Raw genomic sequence first — 19504 nt, 5'->3', positions numbered from 1 at the left:
AAGGGAAACTGTCGTTCCCATGAAGGGGACTGCCATCCTACATAGGGGAACAGACTTCATGTGTATAGAACTGGTAGCAGTGAACTCATTCCGGAGCAATGAAGTACCATAGTATACAGACAAAAATAGAGCATTCGTACCAATATCAGTCATAAATGCAAAAATAGCATTACAGTCTGACAGCTAGGATATTAGTCCGTTATTTTGTAAACAAACAGAACAAAAAGAGTGACGGTAAAATAGTTGTCAGCACTTACCGTCACTGTTGTCAGCACAGATAACAGCCTATATATCTGCCTTTTACTTCGAAAGTGACGATGTGCTGACAAATATATAAAAAACTCCTGTGAGAAAAGAAGCCATTTTATGGCAGGGCATCAGCGCAATAAATTGGACGCACGGCTTTTGACTCAAAACGGAAAGGAACTATTTCACCACAGAGGACACAGAGGACATCGAGTTTTTATACTTGGTACGGGGAAGGGGAGGAGATTGTTCTATAAGTCGGAACATGAGAATGCTAATTTGACTTATAGATGAGAAGTAATGAAATAAATTATTGCTTCCGGACATGTTGGGAACAGAAATAATGCTTACCTTTGTGCATAACCGGAAGACAAAAACAAAAGTTATGGAACAGAAAGACAAATATATACGTTTTGATTGGGCTGTGAAACGTTTGCTGCGCAACAAAGCCAACTTCGGCGTGCTCGAAGGCTTCCTCACCGTGTTGCTGGGTGAGCCTATCCGCATCGTCGAGATACTGGAAAGCGAGGGCAACCAGCAACGTGAAAGCGAGAAGTTCAACCGTGTGGACATCAAGGCGCGCAATAGCAAGGATGAAATCATCATCGTTGAGGTGCAGAACACGCGCGAAATATACTATTTAGAGCGCATCCTCTTCGGCGTTGCCAAGGCCATCACGGAGCATATCGAACTGGGAGAACTTTACTCCCAAGTGAAGAAAGTGTACTCCATCAGCATTCTCTATTTCGACATTGGCAAGGGGAACGATTACCTGTACCACGGTCAGAACTCCTTTGTGGGCGTGCATACGGGCGATTTTCTGGAAGTCACCACCAAGGAGAAGGATGCCATCGTGCGCAAGTTGCCTGCCGAAATCTTCCCCGAATACTTCCTGATTCGAGTGAATGAGTTCAATAAGGTGGCCGTCACCCCGCTTGAGGAGTGGATAGAGTATCTGAAAACCGGAATCATCCGCCCCGACACGAAAGCTCCCGGACTGGAAGAGGCACGCCGCAAACTGATTTATTATAATATGGACAGGGCGGAACAACTGGCGTATGACGAGCATATCAATGCCGTGATGATTCAGAATGATGTGCTGAGTACGGCGGCGGAGGAAGGAAGAGAGGAAGGAAGAGAGGAAGGCAGACAGGAAGGGCTTGAACAAGGAAAGCAGGAAAAAAACATAGAGAATGCCCGTACGATGAAATCCCTGAATATCTCCTTCGAGCTCATCCACCAAGTGACTGGTTTACCCATTAAAGACATAGAAGGATTATAACTAGCAAGATGACCATTTATTTCCGTCTCGCCCGATTTTCGTGTTGAAAAGCAGGTGGGACGTTCTATTTCCGGTACTTTATGTACTTCAGCACACTATCAGTGCTCTTAGTTTAGAACTGTTCCAAGAGCAGTTTTTACTTTAGCTCATAACTCGTCATGAAGGGAAGCAAATAAAAAGTTCCGCTCACCACTGCTCTATATAAACGGTAACAAGCGGAATAAAAATACTAAAGACGAAAACGGATGACAGTTCCGGGCTACTTCTCTTTGAACTTCCTGTTCATCGGTATTCAGCCTGAAACTTCCAGTCTTATAGTTGTTTCAGGTATGTTTCAGCCAAAATGTCGATGAACAGGGAACTTGGAAAAAGCTGAAAGGCTGCAAGAAGAAAATAACCTCTTATATATTCCGTTTGCAAATCAGACTTACCTAAAATTACATTGCTTGTTGTTGATGAGAACAAGCAATGTAATCATCCGTAACATTACTTGTTCCGGACCATAACATTACTTGTTTTCAAGTGTAATGTCGTCGTTGCAGTTATAGCAAGTTGCATTTCCATATTATGTGAGCAAAGTGTGTCATTTTAGAATATAAAAGCATGATGTGGTGAAGAAGTTTCTCAGATATGGAACACCGGCAATTATTGAAGGCAGTTTCCGAGGGCTTAATCTGAATTTTATCTCATAATGAGGGCTTATAAAGAACAGTTGCCTGTTTATAACCGTCATGCGTTTCTTATGCGCTAACTTTTCAAATAATTCTATTGGAGTTTTAGTTTCCTTTATAGAAAGAAGCTCTTCAATACAGCTGATGTTCTCACCGCCAATTTTTAAAATGCCTTTGTATATAGATGCAGGTAGTAAATGTATGAAAGGGAAGTGAGAAATTATTTTGCTTTTGCATATTTGTTGATGCCCTCCAAAAGGCATTTGCCACGCAGGAAATGACATAAAGATGATCCCTTCAGAATTAATGTATTTGGGGAGATTTGATAAGAATGTCGCTTTGTCTTTTATATGTTCTATAACGTCATGGCAAATGATTAAGTCGAATTTATGTTCAAATCCTTTCAATTTAAAAATATCCGAGGCGATGAAGTTCCCTTTTATCTGCCTTTCCTCAAAAAACAGGATGGCATCCCTGATTCTACCTGCGGATATGTCTACTCCTGTGGTGTTGCATCCCAGTTCGGCAAAAGGTAATAAATTACCTCCGTCTCCGCACCCTATTTCTAAAATATTCATTCCCTTTTTAATCTTTTTGTATTTTGATATGTATGGGATGTAATATTTCCTGCTTGTTATGGAAAGTTCCTCAAAATACAATTTTCTGTTTTTCTGTCGTTCTTGCATGATATTTATATTAAGTTTATTGTTTAGATTCCCGATGAGGTCAAAGAATAAGAAGGGTCGGAAAATGCTTTAATACATACAAAAATAAGTAGCTTTTTATAAAATACAGGATAATAAAACTACTTTATGATAATGTAACTATATTTTGAAATATATGAATCTTGCGTAAACTCGATGTGAGCCATATCCGAATCGTATCTGAGCCGTACTTGCTCCGTACATTCTTCGGTCAGAAGTACCTTTATATGGAGAAACTACGGAGCTGGTACGGAGCAAGTACGGCCCAGGTTATACTGCATGGTTTTTTGATCGGTTCTTATTTCGGAGTATAAAGACGTTAAAAGTCCGTACTCCTTTGCTTTATCTATAATTTCTTATGTACTTTGCATTGTATAAATGATGTAATGTAAAATATGTAATGAACCGGATGGAGACTCAGAAAAAGAAACACGCTATTAAAGTCATTGCTTTCGATGCGGACGATACGCTTTGGAGCAATGAACCTTTTTTTCAAGAGGTAGAACGAAAGTATACGGATCTGTTAAGTGAATATGATAACGCAGAGGAGATTTCGGCAGAACTGTTTCAAACAGAAATGGATAATCTGGAATGTTTGGGCTATGGCGCCAAGGCGTTCACCATCTCGATGGTTGAAACTGCTTTGCGGGTGAGTGAGCGGAAGATTTCAGCAGATAAGATACAACAGATTATTTTTTTAGGTAAATCTCTGCTTCAGATGCCGATTGAGTTGCTGCCCGGTGTGGAAGAGACTTTGAAAGCTCTGAAGGAACAAGGCCGTTATCGTCTGGTAGTGGCTACGAAAGGTGATTTGTTGGATCAGGAACGTAAACTGCAACGCTCCAGGCTGACATCTTATTTTGATCATATTGAAATAATGTCTGATAAGACGGAGAAAGAATATACCCGCCTGCTACAAACTCTTCAGGTTGCTCCGGAAGAATTCCTGATGATCGGTAATTCCTTGAAGTCCGATATTCAACCGGTACTGGCTATCGGAGGATACGGGGTACACATTCCTTTCGAGGTGATGTGGCAGCATGAGGTGGTGGGTACATTCGCCCATCCCAGACTGAAACAGATGAAAAGTCCGGCGGAACTGTTGGAATGGCTTTAATGATGCAGGTTAAATATTCGCATCTATTTGTTTAATCCGATATTTATTCCGTATTTTGTGTTACACAAAAAGTGTAACGTAAAATATGTAATATCGCTTATGAAAGCTCAGAAGATGCAACCCCGGAATCCTTTTTTAGTTTATGGTTATGCGAATCCCCGTTATTTTTGTGACCGTGAAGCTGAAACACAACAGATGTTGTTGGCTTTGGAGAATGAACGGAACCTGACATTGATAGCGCCTCGGCGTATGGGTAAGACGGGATTGATAAAAAATGTCTTCTATACCCTGCAAGAGGAGAAACCGGAAGTTGCCAGTTTCTATATGGATATTTTTGCAACGCGCGATTTAGCTTCTTTCGTTCGCCTGCTGGCAAAAACCGTACTAGGGCAGCTTGATACGCTCAGCGAAAGTGCTTTGCATAAGCTGACTTCCTTTTTTCGCTCTTGCCGACCGGTGATTAGTGCAGATGAGCTGACGGGAGTTCCTACAGTAACCTTAGACTTTGTTGCCGACAAGTCTGAACAGACATTGAAGGAAATCTTTGACTATATGGCTGCTTCCGGTAGGAATTGTTATCTGGCTATTGATGAGTTTCAGCAGATCACTTCTTATCCTGAAGAAGGTACAGAGGCTTTGCTTCGCTCTTATATCCAGTTTATCCCGAATGTCCGTTTCATCTTTGCAGGTAGCAGTCAGCATTTGATGCAGGAAATGTTTGTTTCCGCCAAGCGTCCTTTCTATCAAAGCACGCAATTGATGGTGCTTCGTGAGATTGATGAAGAATCTTATTATCGGTTTGCAAGGAACTTTTTCGAATTGCGGGGGCAAGAGTTGGACAAATCAGTTTTTCATTGGATATATACCCGATTTGAGGGACATACCTGGTATATGCAGGCAATGCTGAATCGGTTGTATGAGCGAAACGAGTCGGTTGTAGAAATCACTCAGGCAGAGCAAGTGCTGATGGGGCTTCTTGAAGAAAATACACCTGTCTATCAGAACCTGATTATTATGCTGACGGACAATCAGTTGGCACTGATGAAAGCCATTGCGCATGAAGGGAAAGTGACGGCACCCAACAGTGGAGAGTTTATTTTGGGACATGGGCTGAAAACTCCGAGCAGTGTCAATGCCGCTTTGAAATCGTTGGTAGAGAAAGAACTTGTCTATAAATCGGCCGGCGGATATATGGTCTATGACCGTTTTATGGGAATGTGGCTATTGCGGAACTGATGGACTGGCTTTAATATTTGCGGTCTACATGATACTCTATCCTGTAGATGTGATCGAAATGCTCTGTCCATTCATTCGGAGCGATGCCAATCTGTAGACCATAAAAGAGAGTGCCTTTTTCCCGGTGTACGCTCATTTGCTTTAACAGCTCCGGTTTGCATTTGGGGATGCGGTAATCGCTGATAAGTAAGACATCCGCATTCATATAGCGGTTCTCGTCGAGCATCCTGAAAGTATCTTTCAGCATTTGGGTGGCATCCGTATCACCGGTGAAGGGGTGGCTGAAGAATTCCATCAGTTTCAGCCGGTCGCGGCGTATGTCAATGGTTTTGGTGGATACGGAGAATGTGATGAGGAAACATTCCCTGTTTTGAAGTTCAGCTATTTCAATCAGTTTTATCAGCAGGGAATTGGCCATTCGCTCCGGTTTCCCTGTCATGCTGCCCGAAGTGTCGAGGCATACGATCATAGGCCCTTTCAGAACTGCCGGTTTTGCTTCCAGACGCCTGGAGGGTTGCATGATTTCCGATTTATAACGGAAGGTTTGTAGCTTCTGCGTGAAGTATTTCAGCATGAAGACATCTTGCAGTTCGCTGTCTGCATAATATAGCAATTCCGAAGGAAGCAGGGCGTTCAGGTCGTTACCGATGGTGACACCCAGAATATCGCTCTTCTGGGAATGAGCCAGTTTGTAGGCACTGCCTTCCGTTACATATACCTGTTTGCTGCCTTCGTCGTCGGCTATTCTTCCCATACGGTTGGCTACTTTCAGCAGTTCGGGATATTCCTTTTGCAGTTTTACAATCTTCCGGATATTCTCGAAATCGATGGTATTCCACAATCCGTTCATCATGCTCCATGCCTGATAGAATTCCTCCTTGTCCACTTGGTGTTCTTCCAGGTATTCCGGTATCTTGTTCAGGCTGGTTTTCAGTTTCTTTTCCAGAAAGTCTTTCTTCGCATCCAGATTCTTCTCTTTCTGTTCCTGCTGCTTCTGCTGAAAAGAATCTTCCCAGTCTTTCAGCATCTTCTCCCAAACGGTGGAATCATGTTGCTTGTCTTTGTCCCCGAACATGTGTTCGTAGAATGGTTCATCGAAGGCATTCTCTTTATAGTCATCTTTGATTTTTCTCAGTAGGGCCTGCCATCCATCCCGTTTCTCTTTAATCCAGTTCAGGGCACTTTCCATTTCTCCAAGTTCGGATTGGGCTCTTTGCATCTGAAATTTCTCTTGTTCCAGAAACTGCCAGACAAACTGCGTAGTGATATCGTAGAATATGCGTGCACGAACTTCATCGCCCAACACCAGAACTCTGATGGACGGATCGTTCATGATGGCCAGCAGATAGAGAAGCAGGGGATCTTCCGTTTCACCGTATAGCGTCTTGGCGCATTCTCCCGTTTGTACGAACTTCTCGACTACCTTTACATAGAACTGGATATCATACTTCCTTTTGCTCAGCCCTGCCATATTGCTGCAAGTTGAATTGTAACTTTTCCTCTTCGATTTCTACATTCCGCAGTTTTTTCAGCACTTCGTCCGAGTAACGGGTGATTAACTCTTTGTCGGCGGGGCTGACGAACAGATTGTCCGTGCATAAGGAGTTGGTAAGGGTGAGAAGCTGCTGAAAGAGCCGGTTCAGTTCATCCCGGTAATTGCGGGAGGTGATCTGGGGCAGTTTGTCGAACAGGCTTTGGGAGGTTTGTTCGGACTGGTGAGATGCTTTAGTCATTCCTTCTCCTTTCTTCCTTTGCATCATCGGATATTGCACTCCATCTATTAACAGGTACTCTGTCCCCTCTCTGTATAGGTTCACCCGTTGCTGAACTGTGCCTGAGGGTGCTCCGCCCGGATAACAACGGATAATCGAGCGTCCCGGATTCAACGGATCGGGATAGATGACGGCTTGTTTCGGAGCATTTTCTCTCTTCTGCTCTTTCAATGCCAGATAGTCTACGGCGAAGATGTAGGTATGACCTGTGCCATGTTCGGCTACATGATAGTAGAAGTAATCCGTAATTTCAAGGTCATTCTTGGGCGAGCAATTGTTTTTAAAATCTTCCAGCGCCTGGCGCACCCGGCTAATTCGGATATCACTCTTAATCGCCTCGGTGATTTCTTCCATCTTTTCCAGGCAGGAAGTGAACAGCTCACGGAGAATTAATTGATGAATGGACTCGCACTCGTCTATCTCGTTCCATAGGCAATGGTATAGAGGAGGCAAATCTGCCGAATTCACCGCTGTACGTCCGTTGATGAAGGCTGAGGCTTTCAATAGTTGTACGATGTTCTTCCAGCGTCGGTCACTTATGTATACGTTTCGAACTGTGTCTTTATCATCCAGCGGAAGACGTTTCAATTGATGGCGGATATTCGTAATATAATGTAGTATTTCGGTGGATAGTGAAACCTGGTTTATCTGTCTGCGCCAGTCTGCATATTCTTCTTCACTGATTTGCAGATCTGCGGGTATGTTTATTTCTTTATCATTATCATCGAGCAGCATGTTGTAGAAGGTCGCTTCATCTTTCACACAGGTGCAGATGATGCGTAACAGAAACCGGTCCCACAATGCTTCGAGTCCTTCGCCGTGTGCGGGCAACTCGTTACTGGCGGCAATCAGAAGTTTAAGCGGTAGTTTGATTTCTCTGTCTCCGTTCCGGTAGATTTTCTCATTGATGGCGGTGAGTAATGAATTCTGTATGGCAGGCCCTGCTTTCCATATCTCATCCAGGAATACTACACTTGCCGTAGGGAGATATCCTTCAATGGCACGTTCGTATTTATCGAATTCCTTGAGCCGGTTGATACTGATAGGTCCGAATATCTCGTCGGGAGTAGAAAAGCGTGACATCAGATATTCGAAAGCCTTTGCTCCCTTGAAGGCAGCCTTCAGTCTGCGTGCCACCATGGATTTGGCAACCCCCGGAGGACCCAGCAAAAGAACACTTTCGCCTGCCAGTGCAGCCAATAATGACAAGCCTAATTCCGTATCCTTCTCATAAACCCCTTGGTTGATGGCGGTTAATAGTTGTTGTATTCTGTTTCTGATGTCCATAATTCTGTTTTGTTACGCCCCCATTTTAGAATGAGGCTTCAAATATATGAAATCTTTATACGGAATACTGACAATTATTTTGAATTATTGCAGATAAAAGGTTATCTTTGGTGCAGTATTTTCAAAATAACAGCATTTTATAAAAGGATATCTAAGTAAGAATGGACATGAGAAATGCTATGAAAAAAGAGAAAAAACACTGGTTACATTTCTACAACCGGATGTTGTCCGGCGGATTGGTTCTACTGGGATTTAGTGCATGTGACAGTATGGGAGACGCTCCTTGTGAGTATGGACAACCTCATTGCGACTTTGGCATTAAAGGCAAAGTGCAGGATGAATAACCTTTCTATACGCAGGCGTCTTGCTCTGGAGATAGCCCGGAAAATGAGAAATAACCTGAAGGAACTGCACCCTTTAAAGCAGCTCTTTTGGGAGTGTACTTTGCGCTGTAACCTGCATTGTAAGCATTGCGGTAGCGACTGCAAGCGAATGGCGACAGTGAAAGATATGCCTGCTGAGGATTTCCTGCGTACCATTGATGCAATTACCCCTTATGTAAATCCCAATAAAGTAAGTATTATTATTACCGGTGGCGAGCCTTTGATGCGGGAAGATCTGGAAGATGTCGGACTGGCTCTTTACCGCCGTGGTTATCCGTGGGGCATGGTCTCCAATGGGCTTAGTTTGACGAAAGCGCGTTTGCAACGTCTTATGGCTGCCGGACTCCACTCTATTACCATCAGTCTGGATGGTTTTTCCGAAGATCATAATTGGTTACGTGGGCATCCCGAGAGTTATCACAATGCTTGGGAAGCTATAAAAATGCTGGTACACGAACCTGAACTGACTTGGGATGTGGTGACTTGCGTAAACCGCCGTAATTATCCTTATCTGAACGAATTAAAAACTTCTCTTTATAAAATTGGCGTCCGCCATTGGCGCATGTTCACTATCTTCCCTGTGGGGCGTGCTGTCATGTATCCTGAGTTCCAGCTGACGGATGAAGAATTTACAGGACTCATGGATTTCATAAAGGATACTCGCAAGGAAGGCAAGATGCACCTGAGCTATGGATGTGAAGGTTTTCTGGGTAAGTATGAGGGAGAAGTGCGCGATAACTTTTTTGCCTGTAATGCCGGTGTAACCGTTGGCTCAATTCTGATAGACGGTTCCATATCCGCCTGCCCCAGCATACGGAGCGATTTCCATCAAGGAAATATCTATCAGGACGAATTCATGCAGGTATGGGAAGAGCGTTTCCAACCTTTCCGCAACCGCGACTGGATGAAAAAAGATGCATGTGGGGATTGTTCTTTCTTCCGTTATTGCGAGGGCAACGGGATGCATCTCCGTGATGAAAACGGTAATCTCCTGTTTTGTCATTCAAAGAGGCTGCTTACTTGAAACCTCCTCTCCCGATTACACTTCCATTTTTCTTTTCTTTTCCGATTGCAGGATTGCATAAAAGACGTATATTTGTCACATTGTATCCTGAACTTAAAGTGAACAGACTATGATAACAAACCAATTGCTTCGTCCTGCCAGTATTGTAGTGGTGGGAGCATCCAATAATGTGCACAAGCCGGGAGGCGCTATCCTGCGTAACCTTATTAATGGTGGTTATACCGGTGAACTTCGTGCCGTGAATCCGAAAGAGACAGAAGTACAAGGTGTAACAGCTTATGCCGATGTGAAGGACATCCCCGATACGGAACTTGCGATACTCGCTATTCCCGCACAGATGTGTCCTGATGCCGTAGAAGTGCTTGCTGCTGAGAAGCAGGTACGGGCGTTTATCATTCTTTCCGCCGGATTCGGTGAAGAGACACATGAGGGCGCTCTGCTGGAAGACCGTATTCTGGAAACGGTAAATAAGTACGGTGCCTCCCTGATAGGGCCGAACTGCATCGGACTGATGAATACCTGGCATCATAGTGTGTTCAGTCAACCCATTCCGCAATTGCATCCTCAAGGAGTCGATTTGATATCCAGCTCCGGTGCGACTGCCGTTTTCATTCTGGAAAGTGCCGTAACAAAAGGTTTGCAGTTCAATTCTGTCTGGTCTGTGGGGAATGCCAAACAGATAGGTGTGGAAGATGTGCTGCAATATATGGACGAGAATTTCCAGGCAGATAAAGATTCTAAAATAAAACTGCTCTATATTGAAAGTATCGGTGATCCGGACCGTCTGTTGTTCCATGCATCCTCTCTGATAAAGAAAGGCTGTAAGATTGCTGCCATCAAGGCAGGTAGCAGTGAAAGTGGTAGCCGTGCAGCATCTTCGCATACAGGTGCCATTGCCAGTTCGGACTCGGCAGTGGAAGCTTTGTTCCGTAAGGCAGGTATTGTACGTTGCTATTCGCGCGAGGAACTGACGACGGTAGGCTGTATTTTCACCCTGCCGGAACTGAAAGGAAAGAATTTTGCCATCATTACCCATGCCGGAGGTCCGGGCGTTATGCTGACTGATGCGCTGAGTAAAGGCGGACTGAATGTGCCCAAGCTGGAAGGCCCGGTTGTGGACGAATTGAAAAGTAAGCTCTTCCCCGGTGCAGCTGTAGGAAATCCGATTGATATCCTGGCTACGGGAACTCCCGACCATCTGCGTCTTTGCCTGGAATATTGTGAAGAGAAATTCGATAATATTGATGCTGTTCTGGCTATCTTCGGGACACCGGGACTGGTTACCATGTTCGAGATGTATGACGTGTTGCATGAGAAGATGCAGACATGCAGTAAACCGATCTTCCCCATTCTTCCCTCCATCAATACTGCCGGAGCGGAAGTCGCCGCTTTCCTTGCTAAAGGCCATGTGAACTTTGCTGACGAAGTGACATTGGGTACCGCATTGTCGCGCATCATGAATGCTTCCCGGCCTGCCGCCAATGAGATCGAACTCTTTGGTGTGGATGTGCCGCGTATTCGTCGTATTATAGACTCTATTCCCGAAGATGGATATATTCAGCCCCATTATGTGCAAGCATTGCTGCATGCTGCCGGCATTCCCATAGTTGAGGAATTTGTGTCGGCCAATAAAGACGAGGTGCTGGCTTTTGTTCGTCGCACGGGTTTCCCTGTAGTGGCAAAGGTGGTGGGACCTGTTCATAAATCCGACGTAGGCGGGGTGGTGCTTAATATCAAGGGAGAAGAGCATCTGGCGTTTGAATTTGAACGTATGATGCAGATTCCCGAAGTGACAGGTATCCTGATACAACCGATGCTGACGGGTACGGAACTTTTCGTAGGCGCCAAGTATGAAGAGAAATTCGGGCATGTAGTGCTGTGTGGTTTGGGTGGTATTTTTGTGGAAGTGCTTAAGGACGTTTCTTCCGGTCTGGCACCGCTTTCGTATGAAGAGGCTTACTCCATGATCCATTCCCTTCGTGCTTACAAAATTATCAAGGGAACACGTGGACAAAAGGGGGTGAATGAAGATAAATTCGCCGAGATTATCGTGCGACTATCCACTTTGTTGCGTTTTGCAACGGAGATCAAGGAAATGGATATCAACCCGCTACTGGCAACGGAAAAATATGTGATTGCAGTAGATGCGCGTATCCGAATCGAAAAGAAATGAAACAACGTATTTTCCTTTTTCTCATCTGTCTGATACATGCTTTGGCGCTTTTTCCGAAAAGTGCGGATCGCTTTTTCAGCCAGTACAACTTTAAGTTTATCACTGAAAATGCAGGGCTGCCTTATAGCTTTGTAAGTGATATCTTTAAAGATTCCGGAGGGTACGTCTGGGTTTCCACACATTATGGTATAGGCAGATATGATGGTTACCAGTTCCTGAACTATGGTACACAAACGGAACCGATACGCTTAAAGAATGACTTTGTCCATAAGATTTGTGAAGATAACTTCCGGCGATTGTGGATTGCATCCGAAGGTGGAATAGATATCCTCGACCTGAATACTTATGCTTTGGTAAAACTCCCTGTTCCACCGGATAGTCCGCTGCAAAAGTTGCTGAATGAAAACGTCAGTACCATCTATAAAGACAGACAGGGAGATTTATGGATTTCCGGCAATAAAGAACTGTGGTGTATTGATTTGGACGATCAGGGAGATATAAAGACCTGGTATCGTCTGAAGAGCGAATACGAATCTCCCGTACATGCCATTCTTGATATAGGCTGGGCAGTTTGTGCAGGCATTGACAACCAGGTATATCGTGTCGAGAAGCAACCGGACCATCTCTTAAAGGCAGATATCTTGTCCGATAGTTTGGTTTCTTTCAGTGAAGATTGGCGGATTTCCTGTATGCAGGCGGATGGGGATGCTTTGTGGATTGGCTCTAACCGTGGTTTATTCAGATATAATCATGCCGAACGAAGTCTGAAGAGGTATCGCTACTCCACTCATCGCCCCGGAATGTTGAGCCAGGCCTATATAACGGATATCAAACTGACGGAACGGGGACACCTGATCGTATCTACCCTGAATGGACTGAATGTGTATAACAAAGATACGGATACTTTTTCATTCATCCGTCAGACCAGTGACCGGGGTGGAGTAACCATTAACTGTAATGCCATCAACTGCCTGTTCACCGATGGAGAGACCATCTGGCTGGGTACTGAAACCGGAGGCATCAACCTGCTTTCCCCGAAGCGCTTGCAAACAGAATTATGGACATGCGGTACTTCTGTCACAGAAACAGATACTCCTACACCTGTTAATGCCGTAGGTGAAGATAAAGACGGCAATCTTTGGATTGGATTAGTAGAACGTGGACTGATGAAATGGAATCAGGAGGAAAAGACTTGTGCCCATCATCTTTTTTCTCCTAACGATATAACTTCCATCAGTAATAACACTATTAACGGACTGCTGATTGACTCCGATAACCGTCTGTGGGCATATACCTGGGGTGTGGGCATCAACGAACTGAACCTGAATATTCCCAATAACCGTACCTTTAAGCGCTATACCCGTGAGAATATTCCCGAATTGGAAGGTGACTTTATCAATAGTGCCTGTGAAGATGTGATCAATCACGGAATATGGTTCGGCTCTACACGTGGAGTGCATTTCTACGATAAGCGGAAAGATACTTTCATCCGTGTATTATTCGATCAGTCGGATAATGAGTTCGAAGCGGTTCACGCCCTGCTGATTGATAAGGATAAGCGTTTGTGGGTGGGTACCACACAAGGTGTCTTCATTGTAGACCTTGCTTCTTTTGCCAAGTCGAACAAGCGCTTTGATTATAAATATCTTCGGTATAAACTGGATAATCCACAGTCAACACAACTGGAAAAGATTAATTGCATCTTGGAAGACAAGAATGGTACTATCTGGCTGGGTGGCAATGGAAGCGGACTGTATCAGTTGACGAGTGACAAGAATAATCACTTTGTCTTTAAAAACTATACCACACGTCACGGGTTGCCTAATAATACAATTATCGGTATGGCTGAAGACGGGAAGGGAAACTTGTGGCTGACTACGAATGATGGAGTGTCCCGTCTGAATATCCAGTCGATGACATTCAGTAACTACACGCAGGCTGATGGCCTGCCGGCTACTCAGTTCTACTGGAACGGCATCCATTATTCGCCAAAACACGACTTTATCTATATGGCTACCATAGACGGATTGGTTATTATTCATTCTGATAATGAAACTTCGCCGTCTGCGGATTCGCATGTGAAACTCTCTTCACTGGCGATTGGAGGAAATATTATCTATCCTTCCAGTGGTGATTATCTGCAAAAGGATATCACCCTTGCCTCCGGTATTTTCCTGCATGAAAGGGAGAATCGTTTCTCCGTAGGATTTACCACACAGAATTATGGAAACAGCAGCCGTATTCGCTTTGCCTATCGTCTGGAGGGATACGAGGAAGAGTGGAATGAAACTCAACCGGGTGATTATATGGCAAGATATGCGGCTGTCCCGTCGGGGAACTACACTCTGCAAGTGCGTGCGACGGATGAGTTGGGGCGTTGGTCGGATGAAATAACCGACATAGAAGTGGGGATCACTCCTTATTTCTATAAATCCATTGGATTCTATCTGCTTCTTGTCGTAGTTATTTGCCTTGCTATTTATTTATTCTATAAGCGGAAGATGCGGAGTTATCGTGAACAGAAAGCGCGATTGGAAAAAGAAGTGGAACTGCGCACGCAGGAACTGGCTGTCCAGAACAAACAATTGGAAAACATGGCTCAACACGTAAAGGAGATTACGGAAGAGAAGATTGCTTTCTTTACGAACATCACTCATGAATTCCGTACTCCGGTTACACTGATTCATGGCCCCATTGAACATGCTTTAAAGGAGACGCAGGATGAGGCTGTAAAGGCACAGTTGCAGATAGCCGAGCGAAATTCACGGTATTTGCTTTCCCTGGTCAATGAACTGATGGACTTCCGGAAACTGGACATAGACAAGGTGGTGCTGGATAAGCGTTCCTCGAATTTTATCGAGTTTTTGTCTGAGTTGCTGATACCTTTCAGAGTCTTTGCCAAGGAAAGGCATATCGACATATGTACTTATTTCCGTTTGGAGAATCCCTTTCTGATGATCGATACGGGATATATGCGCAAGGTGTTGGTGAATCTGGTTTCGAATGCTATTAAGTTTACACCGGATAACGGTCGTATTGACATATTTGTGGCGTCTGTCAGAGGAAAGGACGGGGAGAAACTACTCTATATGAATGTATGCGATACGGGACATGGCCTTGTGGCGGAAGATCTGGAAAAGATTTTCGACCGCTTTTACCAGTCTAAGAAGAGTACCAAATATCCGGTTTACGGGCAGAGCGGCACAGGTATCGGTCTTTTCCTGTGCAAGCGGATTGTGTACTTGCATGGCGGAGAAATCTTTGCCCGCAATAATCACAGGCAGGGGGCTTCATTCCGTATGTTTATGCCATTGATTCCCGGAGTGCGGGTAGAAACGAACGGAGAAGTTGTGGTACAGCCCAACAATGTATATCTGCCCGATACCTTACAACCGGAGGACACTCAGAAGAAAGAGACTATCCTGATTGTGGAAGATAATAAAGATATGCGTTCGTATATCCGTACGTTGCTTGTGGGTAATTATCGTTTGTTTGAGGCAGGTGATGGGCAGGAGGCTCTTGAAATCGTTCAGAAACATACCGTCGACTTAATAGTCAGTGATTTGATGATGCCTGTGATGGATGGTATGGAGTTGTCCCGCCGTATCAAGGAGAATCTGGCGACTTCGCACATTCCTTTCCTGATGCTTACGGCGCTTCGCTCGGACGTACAAGAGAAAAGAAGTTTTGAAATAGGCGTGGACGAGTATCTTTGCAAACCTTTTGATGAAGAAGTGCTCCGGCTTCGTATCCGTAATATATTGAGTCTGCGAAGGAAATATAAGAAGATGTTCTCATCCAGCAGTAATGTGGAAGAGCTGCATGTAAAGGAAGAATCGCGAGACAAGACATTCATTACGAATGCAGTCAACCTGATGAAGGAACACTATGCCGATGCGGAATATAACCTGGAACGCTTTGTACGCGACATGGGCTACAGCAAGACATTGGTCAACAAGAAAATGCAGGACCTGACGGGACAGCCCATCGGGCAGTTTATGAAGAACTACCGTCTGAACGTGGCGCAACGGATGATACAGGAGGGATCGGGAGATGTGAATGTCTCCGAAATAGCCTATGCTGTAGGATTCAACGATCCTAAATATTTTACGAAGTGTTTCAAAGAGTTCTTCGGATATTTGCCGAGCTCGAAGCTGGGGAAGAAGTGAGTTTACTATATTCGCCCCAAACTTTTCTATTTTCTCCTTACATAAAAAAATAAACGCCTACTTTTGCACATCACCCAGAAGAATGAATACCATGAAAATCAAACTCAGTTTACTCATCTTGTTAGTAGTAGGTTTATCCGTTCAGTTATCTGCCAACCCTATAAATGGTTTGCTCGAAAGAATTGATAAGGGAGCATCGAAGAAATTTGTTATCGAATTCAAGAAAGGTGCGGATGATTTTTTCGAACTGGACCAGAAAGGGACTAAAGTCGTAGTCCGGGGTAATAACTATGTGAATATAGCGACAGGTATCAACTGGTATCTGAAATATTATGCCGGTATCCAACTGTCATGGAATGGTATGCAGGCGAAATTGCCGCAGGTACTTCCTCCCGTCCCCCGAAAAGAACGTCACGAAACATCCCTCTCACTCCGTTACGATTTCAACTACTGTACCTATTCCTACACCATGGCCTTTTGGGATTGGGAACGCTGGGAGAAAGAAATAGACTGGATGGCTCTACATGGTATCAATCTCCCTTTGGCAGCCGTAGGCCAGGAATGTATCTGGTTCAATATGCTTCAAAAACTGGGATATTCTAAAGATGAAATTAACCGGTTCATTGCCGGTCCTGCTTTTCTTGCCTGGTGGGCAATGAATAATCTGGAAGGATGGGGCGGACCTAATCCGGATTCCTGGTATGTACAGCAGGAAGCTTTGCAGAAGAAAATCCTGAAGCGTATGCGCGAATATGGCATTAAACCTGTGTTTCCGGGATATTCCGGAATGGTTCCGCATGATGCTGACGAGAAGTTGGGACTGAACCTGACCAAGTCTGATTTATGGAACGGTTTTACCCGTCCTGCTTTCTTGCAACCTACCGATATCCGCTTTGCCGAGATTGCCGATTTATATTATCAGGAGCAGGAGAAGCTTTTCGGCAAGGCTGATTATTATTCCATGGATCCTTTTCATGAAGCCGAGAATGCTGCTTCAGTAGATTTCGATGCGGCCGGGAAAGCTATTATGGCGGCTATGAAAAAAGTGAATCCGAAAGCCACCTGGGTAGTGCAGGGCTGGACAGAGAACCCTCGTCCCGAGATGATAAAGAATATGCAGAATGGAGATCTGCTGATACTGGACCTGTTCAGTGAATGTCGTCCTATGTGGGGAATCCCTTCCATCTGGAAGCGTGACAAGGGTTATGAACAGCACAACTGGCTGTTCTGTATGTTGCTCAATTTCGGTGGCAATGTGGGATTGCACGGTCGCATGGACCAGCTACTCGATAACTTCTACCTGACTAAGAACAATCCGTTAGCAGTTCATCTGAAAGGAATAGGTCTGACCATGGAAGGTGCAGAGAATAACCCCATGATGTTTGAACTGATGTGCGAACTTCCTTGGAGATCGGAGAAATTCACGAAAGAGGAATGGCTGAAAGATTATCTCTTTGCCCGTTACGGAGTAAGAGACGAGAAGATAGAAAAAGCATGGACTTTGCTTGCCAATACCATTTATAACTGCCCTTTCGGAAACAACCAACAAGGCCCTCATGAGTCTATTTTCTGCGGACGTCCTTCGCTGAATAACTTCCAGGCATCGAGCTGGTCGAAGATGAAGAACTATTATGATCCTACCGTTACGGAAGAAGCTGCACGGCTGATGGTGGAAGTAGCTGATAGATATCGTGGTAATAATAACTTTGAATATGACTTGGTGGACATCGTGCGACAAGCCATCTCCGATAAAGGGCGTATCACATACAATCGGGCTATTGCCGACTTCAAGAGCTTCGATAAACGTAGCTTCGCCTGTGATTCACAGAAATTCTTGGATCTGCTTTTGTTGCAGGATAAATTGCTGGGTACACGTAGTGAATTCCGTGTAGGCCGCTGGATAGAGCAGGCACGCAATTTGGGGACTACTCCCGAAGAAAAAGACCTGTACGAGTGGAATGCCCGCGTGCAGATAACCACTTGGGGCAATCGTGTTTGCGCTGATGACGGTGGTCTGCGCGACTATGCCCATAAGGAATGGAACGGTATTCTGCGCGATTTCTATTATAAACGTTGGGCAGCCTACTGGCAAACTCTTCAGGATCAACTGGATGGTAAACCCGAAGTTAAGCTGGATTATTATGCGATGGAAGAACCCTGGACACTGGCAAAAAATCCGTATGGTTCGGTTCCTGAAGGAAGCTGTGTGGATGTGGCGAAAGAAGCCCTTTTTCAATTGACAGTTGACAATTGACAGTTGACAATTAGGCTGCGCAATAACTGTTTTTAATTAACCCCCATAACATATGCAAACAGCATCTCCCCTCCACTCTACAGATAATTGTCAATTGTCAACTGTCAATTGTCAATTGAAAAAGCGTCTGCTTTCTCTCGATGTGCTGCGCGGAATTACTGTCGTCGGTATGATTCTCGTCAATAATTCCGGTGGGAAGCTGTCATACAGTTCCTTGCAACATTCTGTATGGAATGGGTTGACTCTTTGCGACCTGGTCTTTCCGTTCTTTTTGTTCATCATGGGAATCTCCACTTATATTGCTTTGAGCAAGTTCCATTTCCAGGCATCTGGCTCAGTGGTCCGTAAGATACTGAAACGTACTCTTGTCATTCTATGCATCGGCTGGGCTATTCACTGGTTTCACTTTATTTGTGATGGAGATTTCTTTCCTTTTGCCCATCTTCGGCTTACAGGAGTTCTGCCGCGCATAGCTTTGTGCTATTGTGTCGTTTCCTTTGCAGCTTTGTATGTCAATCATAAATATATCGGCTGGATCATTGGTTTCCTTATCGCCGGATATGCCGTTTTGCTTTACATAGGTAATGGATATGCACCGGATGATACAAACCTTCTGGCTGTCATAGACCGGAATGTATTAGGTGCAGACCACCTTTATCATAAAAGCCCGATAGATCCGGAAGGACTTACCAGTACCCTTTCTGCTATCGCTCATACATTGATCGGCTTCTGTTGTGGGAAAATCATTCTGGCTAAGGAAGCTTTGGAACAGAAAACACTGAAATTGTTTGTTGCAGGTTTTATTCTGATGACGTGCGGTTTTGTGCTGGCAGAGGCTTTGCCGTTGAATAAGCGTATCTGGTCGCCTACATTTGTGTTAGTCACTTGTGGATTGGCAGCCATGCTCCAGTCTGTGCTGATTTACTTCATCGATATGAAGGAAAAGAGGAACTGGTGTCGTTTCTTTGAAATATTCGGAGTCAACCCTTTGTTTCTCTACGTACTCAGCGAGGTAGCGGCTATTGTCATTGGCGCCACCGGAAGCAAGCCGGTTATTTACGGAGGAATACACTTTCTGATAACCGGTCCTTATCTGGCATCTGCCGTTTACGCCCTTGCCTTTACACTGCTGATGGGAGTGTGCGGCTATCCATTGTATAAAAAGAAAATCTATATAAAAATATAG

The 19504-nt window shown here is 44.6% G+C and carries 12 protein-coding genes; 9 read left to right on the top strand and 3 right to left on the bottom strand.

The annotated features are described in order from the left end of the window. The first annotated feature begins 631 nt into the window (after positions 1-631). On the top strand, positions 632-1528 hold the full coding sequence (locus BN161_RS16900; RefSeq protein WP_044268628.1) for an Rpn family recombination-promoting nuclease/putative transposase: 897 nt from the start codon (positions 632-634) through the stop codon (positions 1526-1528). A 583-nt stretch (positions 1529-2111) separates the two neighbouring features. On the opposite strand, the gene BN161_RS16895 is transcribed toward BN161_RS16900, so the two are convergent. Further along, a complete protein-coding gene (locus BN161_RS16895) occupies positions 2112-2885 on the bottom strand; it encodes a class I SAM-dependent methyltransferase (protein ID WP_044268458.1) in 774 nt (257 codons plus the stop codon). A 427-nt stretch (positions 2886-3312) separates the two neighbouring features. Here BN161_RS16895 and BN161_RS16890 point away from each other — a divergent pair, with 427 nt between their 5' ends. Then, positions 3313-4020: an HAD family hydrolase gene (locus tag BN161_RS16890; RefSeq protein ID WP_044268625.1), complete on the top strand. Its 708-nt coding sequence runs from the start codon at positions 3313-3315 to the stop codon at positions 4018-4020. Positions 4021-4119: 99 nt separating this feature from the next. After that, the gene (locus BN161_RS16885; protein ID WP_081743731.1) at positions 4120-5256 is read left to right on the top strand and encodes an AAA family ATPase; all 1137 of its coding nucleotides are present in this window, start codon (positions 4120-4122) and stop codon (positions 5254-5256) included. Positions 5257-5266: 10 nt separating this feature from the next. On the opposite strand, the gene BN161_RS16880 is transcribed toward BN161_RS16885, so the two are convergent. Continuing rightward, positions 5267-6727: a vWA domain-containing protein gene (locus BN161_RS16880; RefSeq protein WP_044268456.1), complete on the bottom strand. Its 1461-nt coding sequence runs from the start codon at positions 6725-6727 to the stop codon at positions 5267-5269. Beyond that, positions 6699-8315, bottom strand: coding sequence for an AAA family ATPase (locus BN161_RS16875; protein ID WP_044268620.1), 1617 nt, complete (start codon positions 8313-8315; stop codon positions 6699-6701). Before BN161_RS16875 ends, BN161_RS16880 begins: the two co-directional genes overlap by 29 nt. Before the next feature lie 179 nt (positions 8316-8494). On the opposite strand from BN161_RS16875, the gene BN161_RS16870 reads away from it, so the two are divergent. From BN161_RS16870 to BN161_RS16845, 6 genes are all read left to right on the top strand, one after another. Then, positions 8495-8659, top strand: a complete 165-nt coding sequence (locus tag BN161_RS16870; RefSeq protein ID WP_224321373.1) for a radical SAM-associated putative lipoprotein — start codon at positions 8495-8497, stop codon at positions 8657-8659. Beyond that, the gene (locus BN161_RS16865) at positions 8652-9722 is read left to right on the top strand and encodes a TIGR04133 family radical SAM/SPASM protein (protein WP_044268449.1); all 1071 of its coding nucleotides are present in this window, start codon (positions 8652-8654) and stop codon (positions 9720-9722) included. The genes BN161_RS16870 and BN161_RS16865 overlap by 8 nt, the downstream gene beginning before the upstream one ends. Positions 9723-9831: 109 nt before the next feature. After that, positions 9832-11895 carry an acetate--CoA ligase family protein gene (locus BN161_RS16860; RefSeq protein WP_007219240.1) on the top strand — a complete coding sequence of 688 codons (2064 nt, stop codon included), beginning with the start codon at positions 9832-9834 and terminating at the stop codon, positions 11893-11895. Continuing rightward, a complete protein-coding gene (locus tag BN161_RS16855) occupies positions 11892-16064 on the top strand; it encodes a hybrid sensor histidine kinase/response regulator transcription factor (protein ID WP_044268445.1) in 4173 nt (1390 codons plus the stop codon). Before BN161_RS16860 ends, BN161_RS16855 begins: the two co-directional genes overlap by 4 nt. Positions 16065-16155: 91 nt before the next feature. Continuing rightward, on the top strand, positions 16156-18318 hold the full coding sequence (locus tag BN161_RS16850) for an alpha-N-acetylglucosaminidase (protein WP_044268618.1): 2163 nt from the start codon (positions 16156-16158) through the stop codon (positions 18316-18318). A gap of 52 nt (positions 18319-18370) precedes the next feature. Then, positions 18371-19504, top strand: a complete 1134-nt coding sequence (locus tag BN161_RS16845; protein WP_074435156.1) for an acyltransferase family protein — start codon at positions 18371-18373, stop codon at positions 19502-19504.

Source organism: Bacteroides timonensis (assembly GCF_000513195.1).
GTDB classification, from domain to species: domain Bacteria; phylum Bacteroidota; class Bacteroidia; order Bacteroidales; family Bacteroidaceae; genus Bacteroides; species Bacteroides timonensis.
Note: the sequence above shows the minus strand (reverse complement) of the source record. Positions and strands in the feature narration are given on the sequence as shown.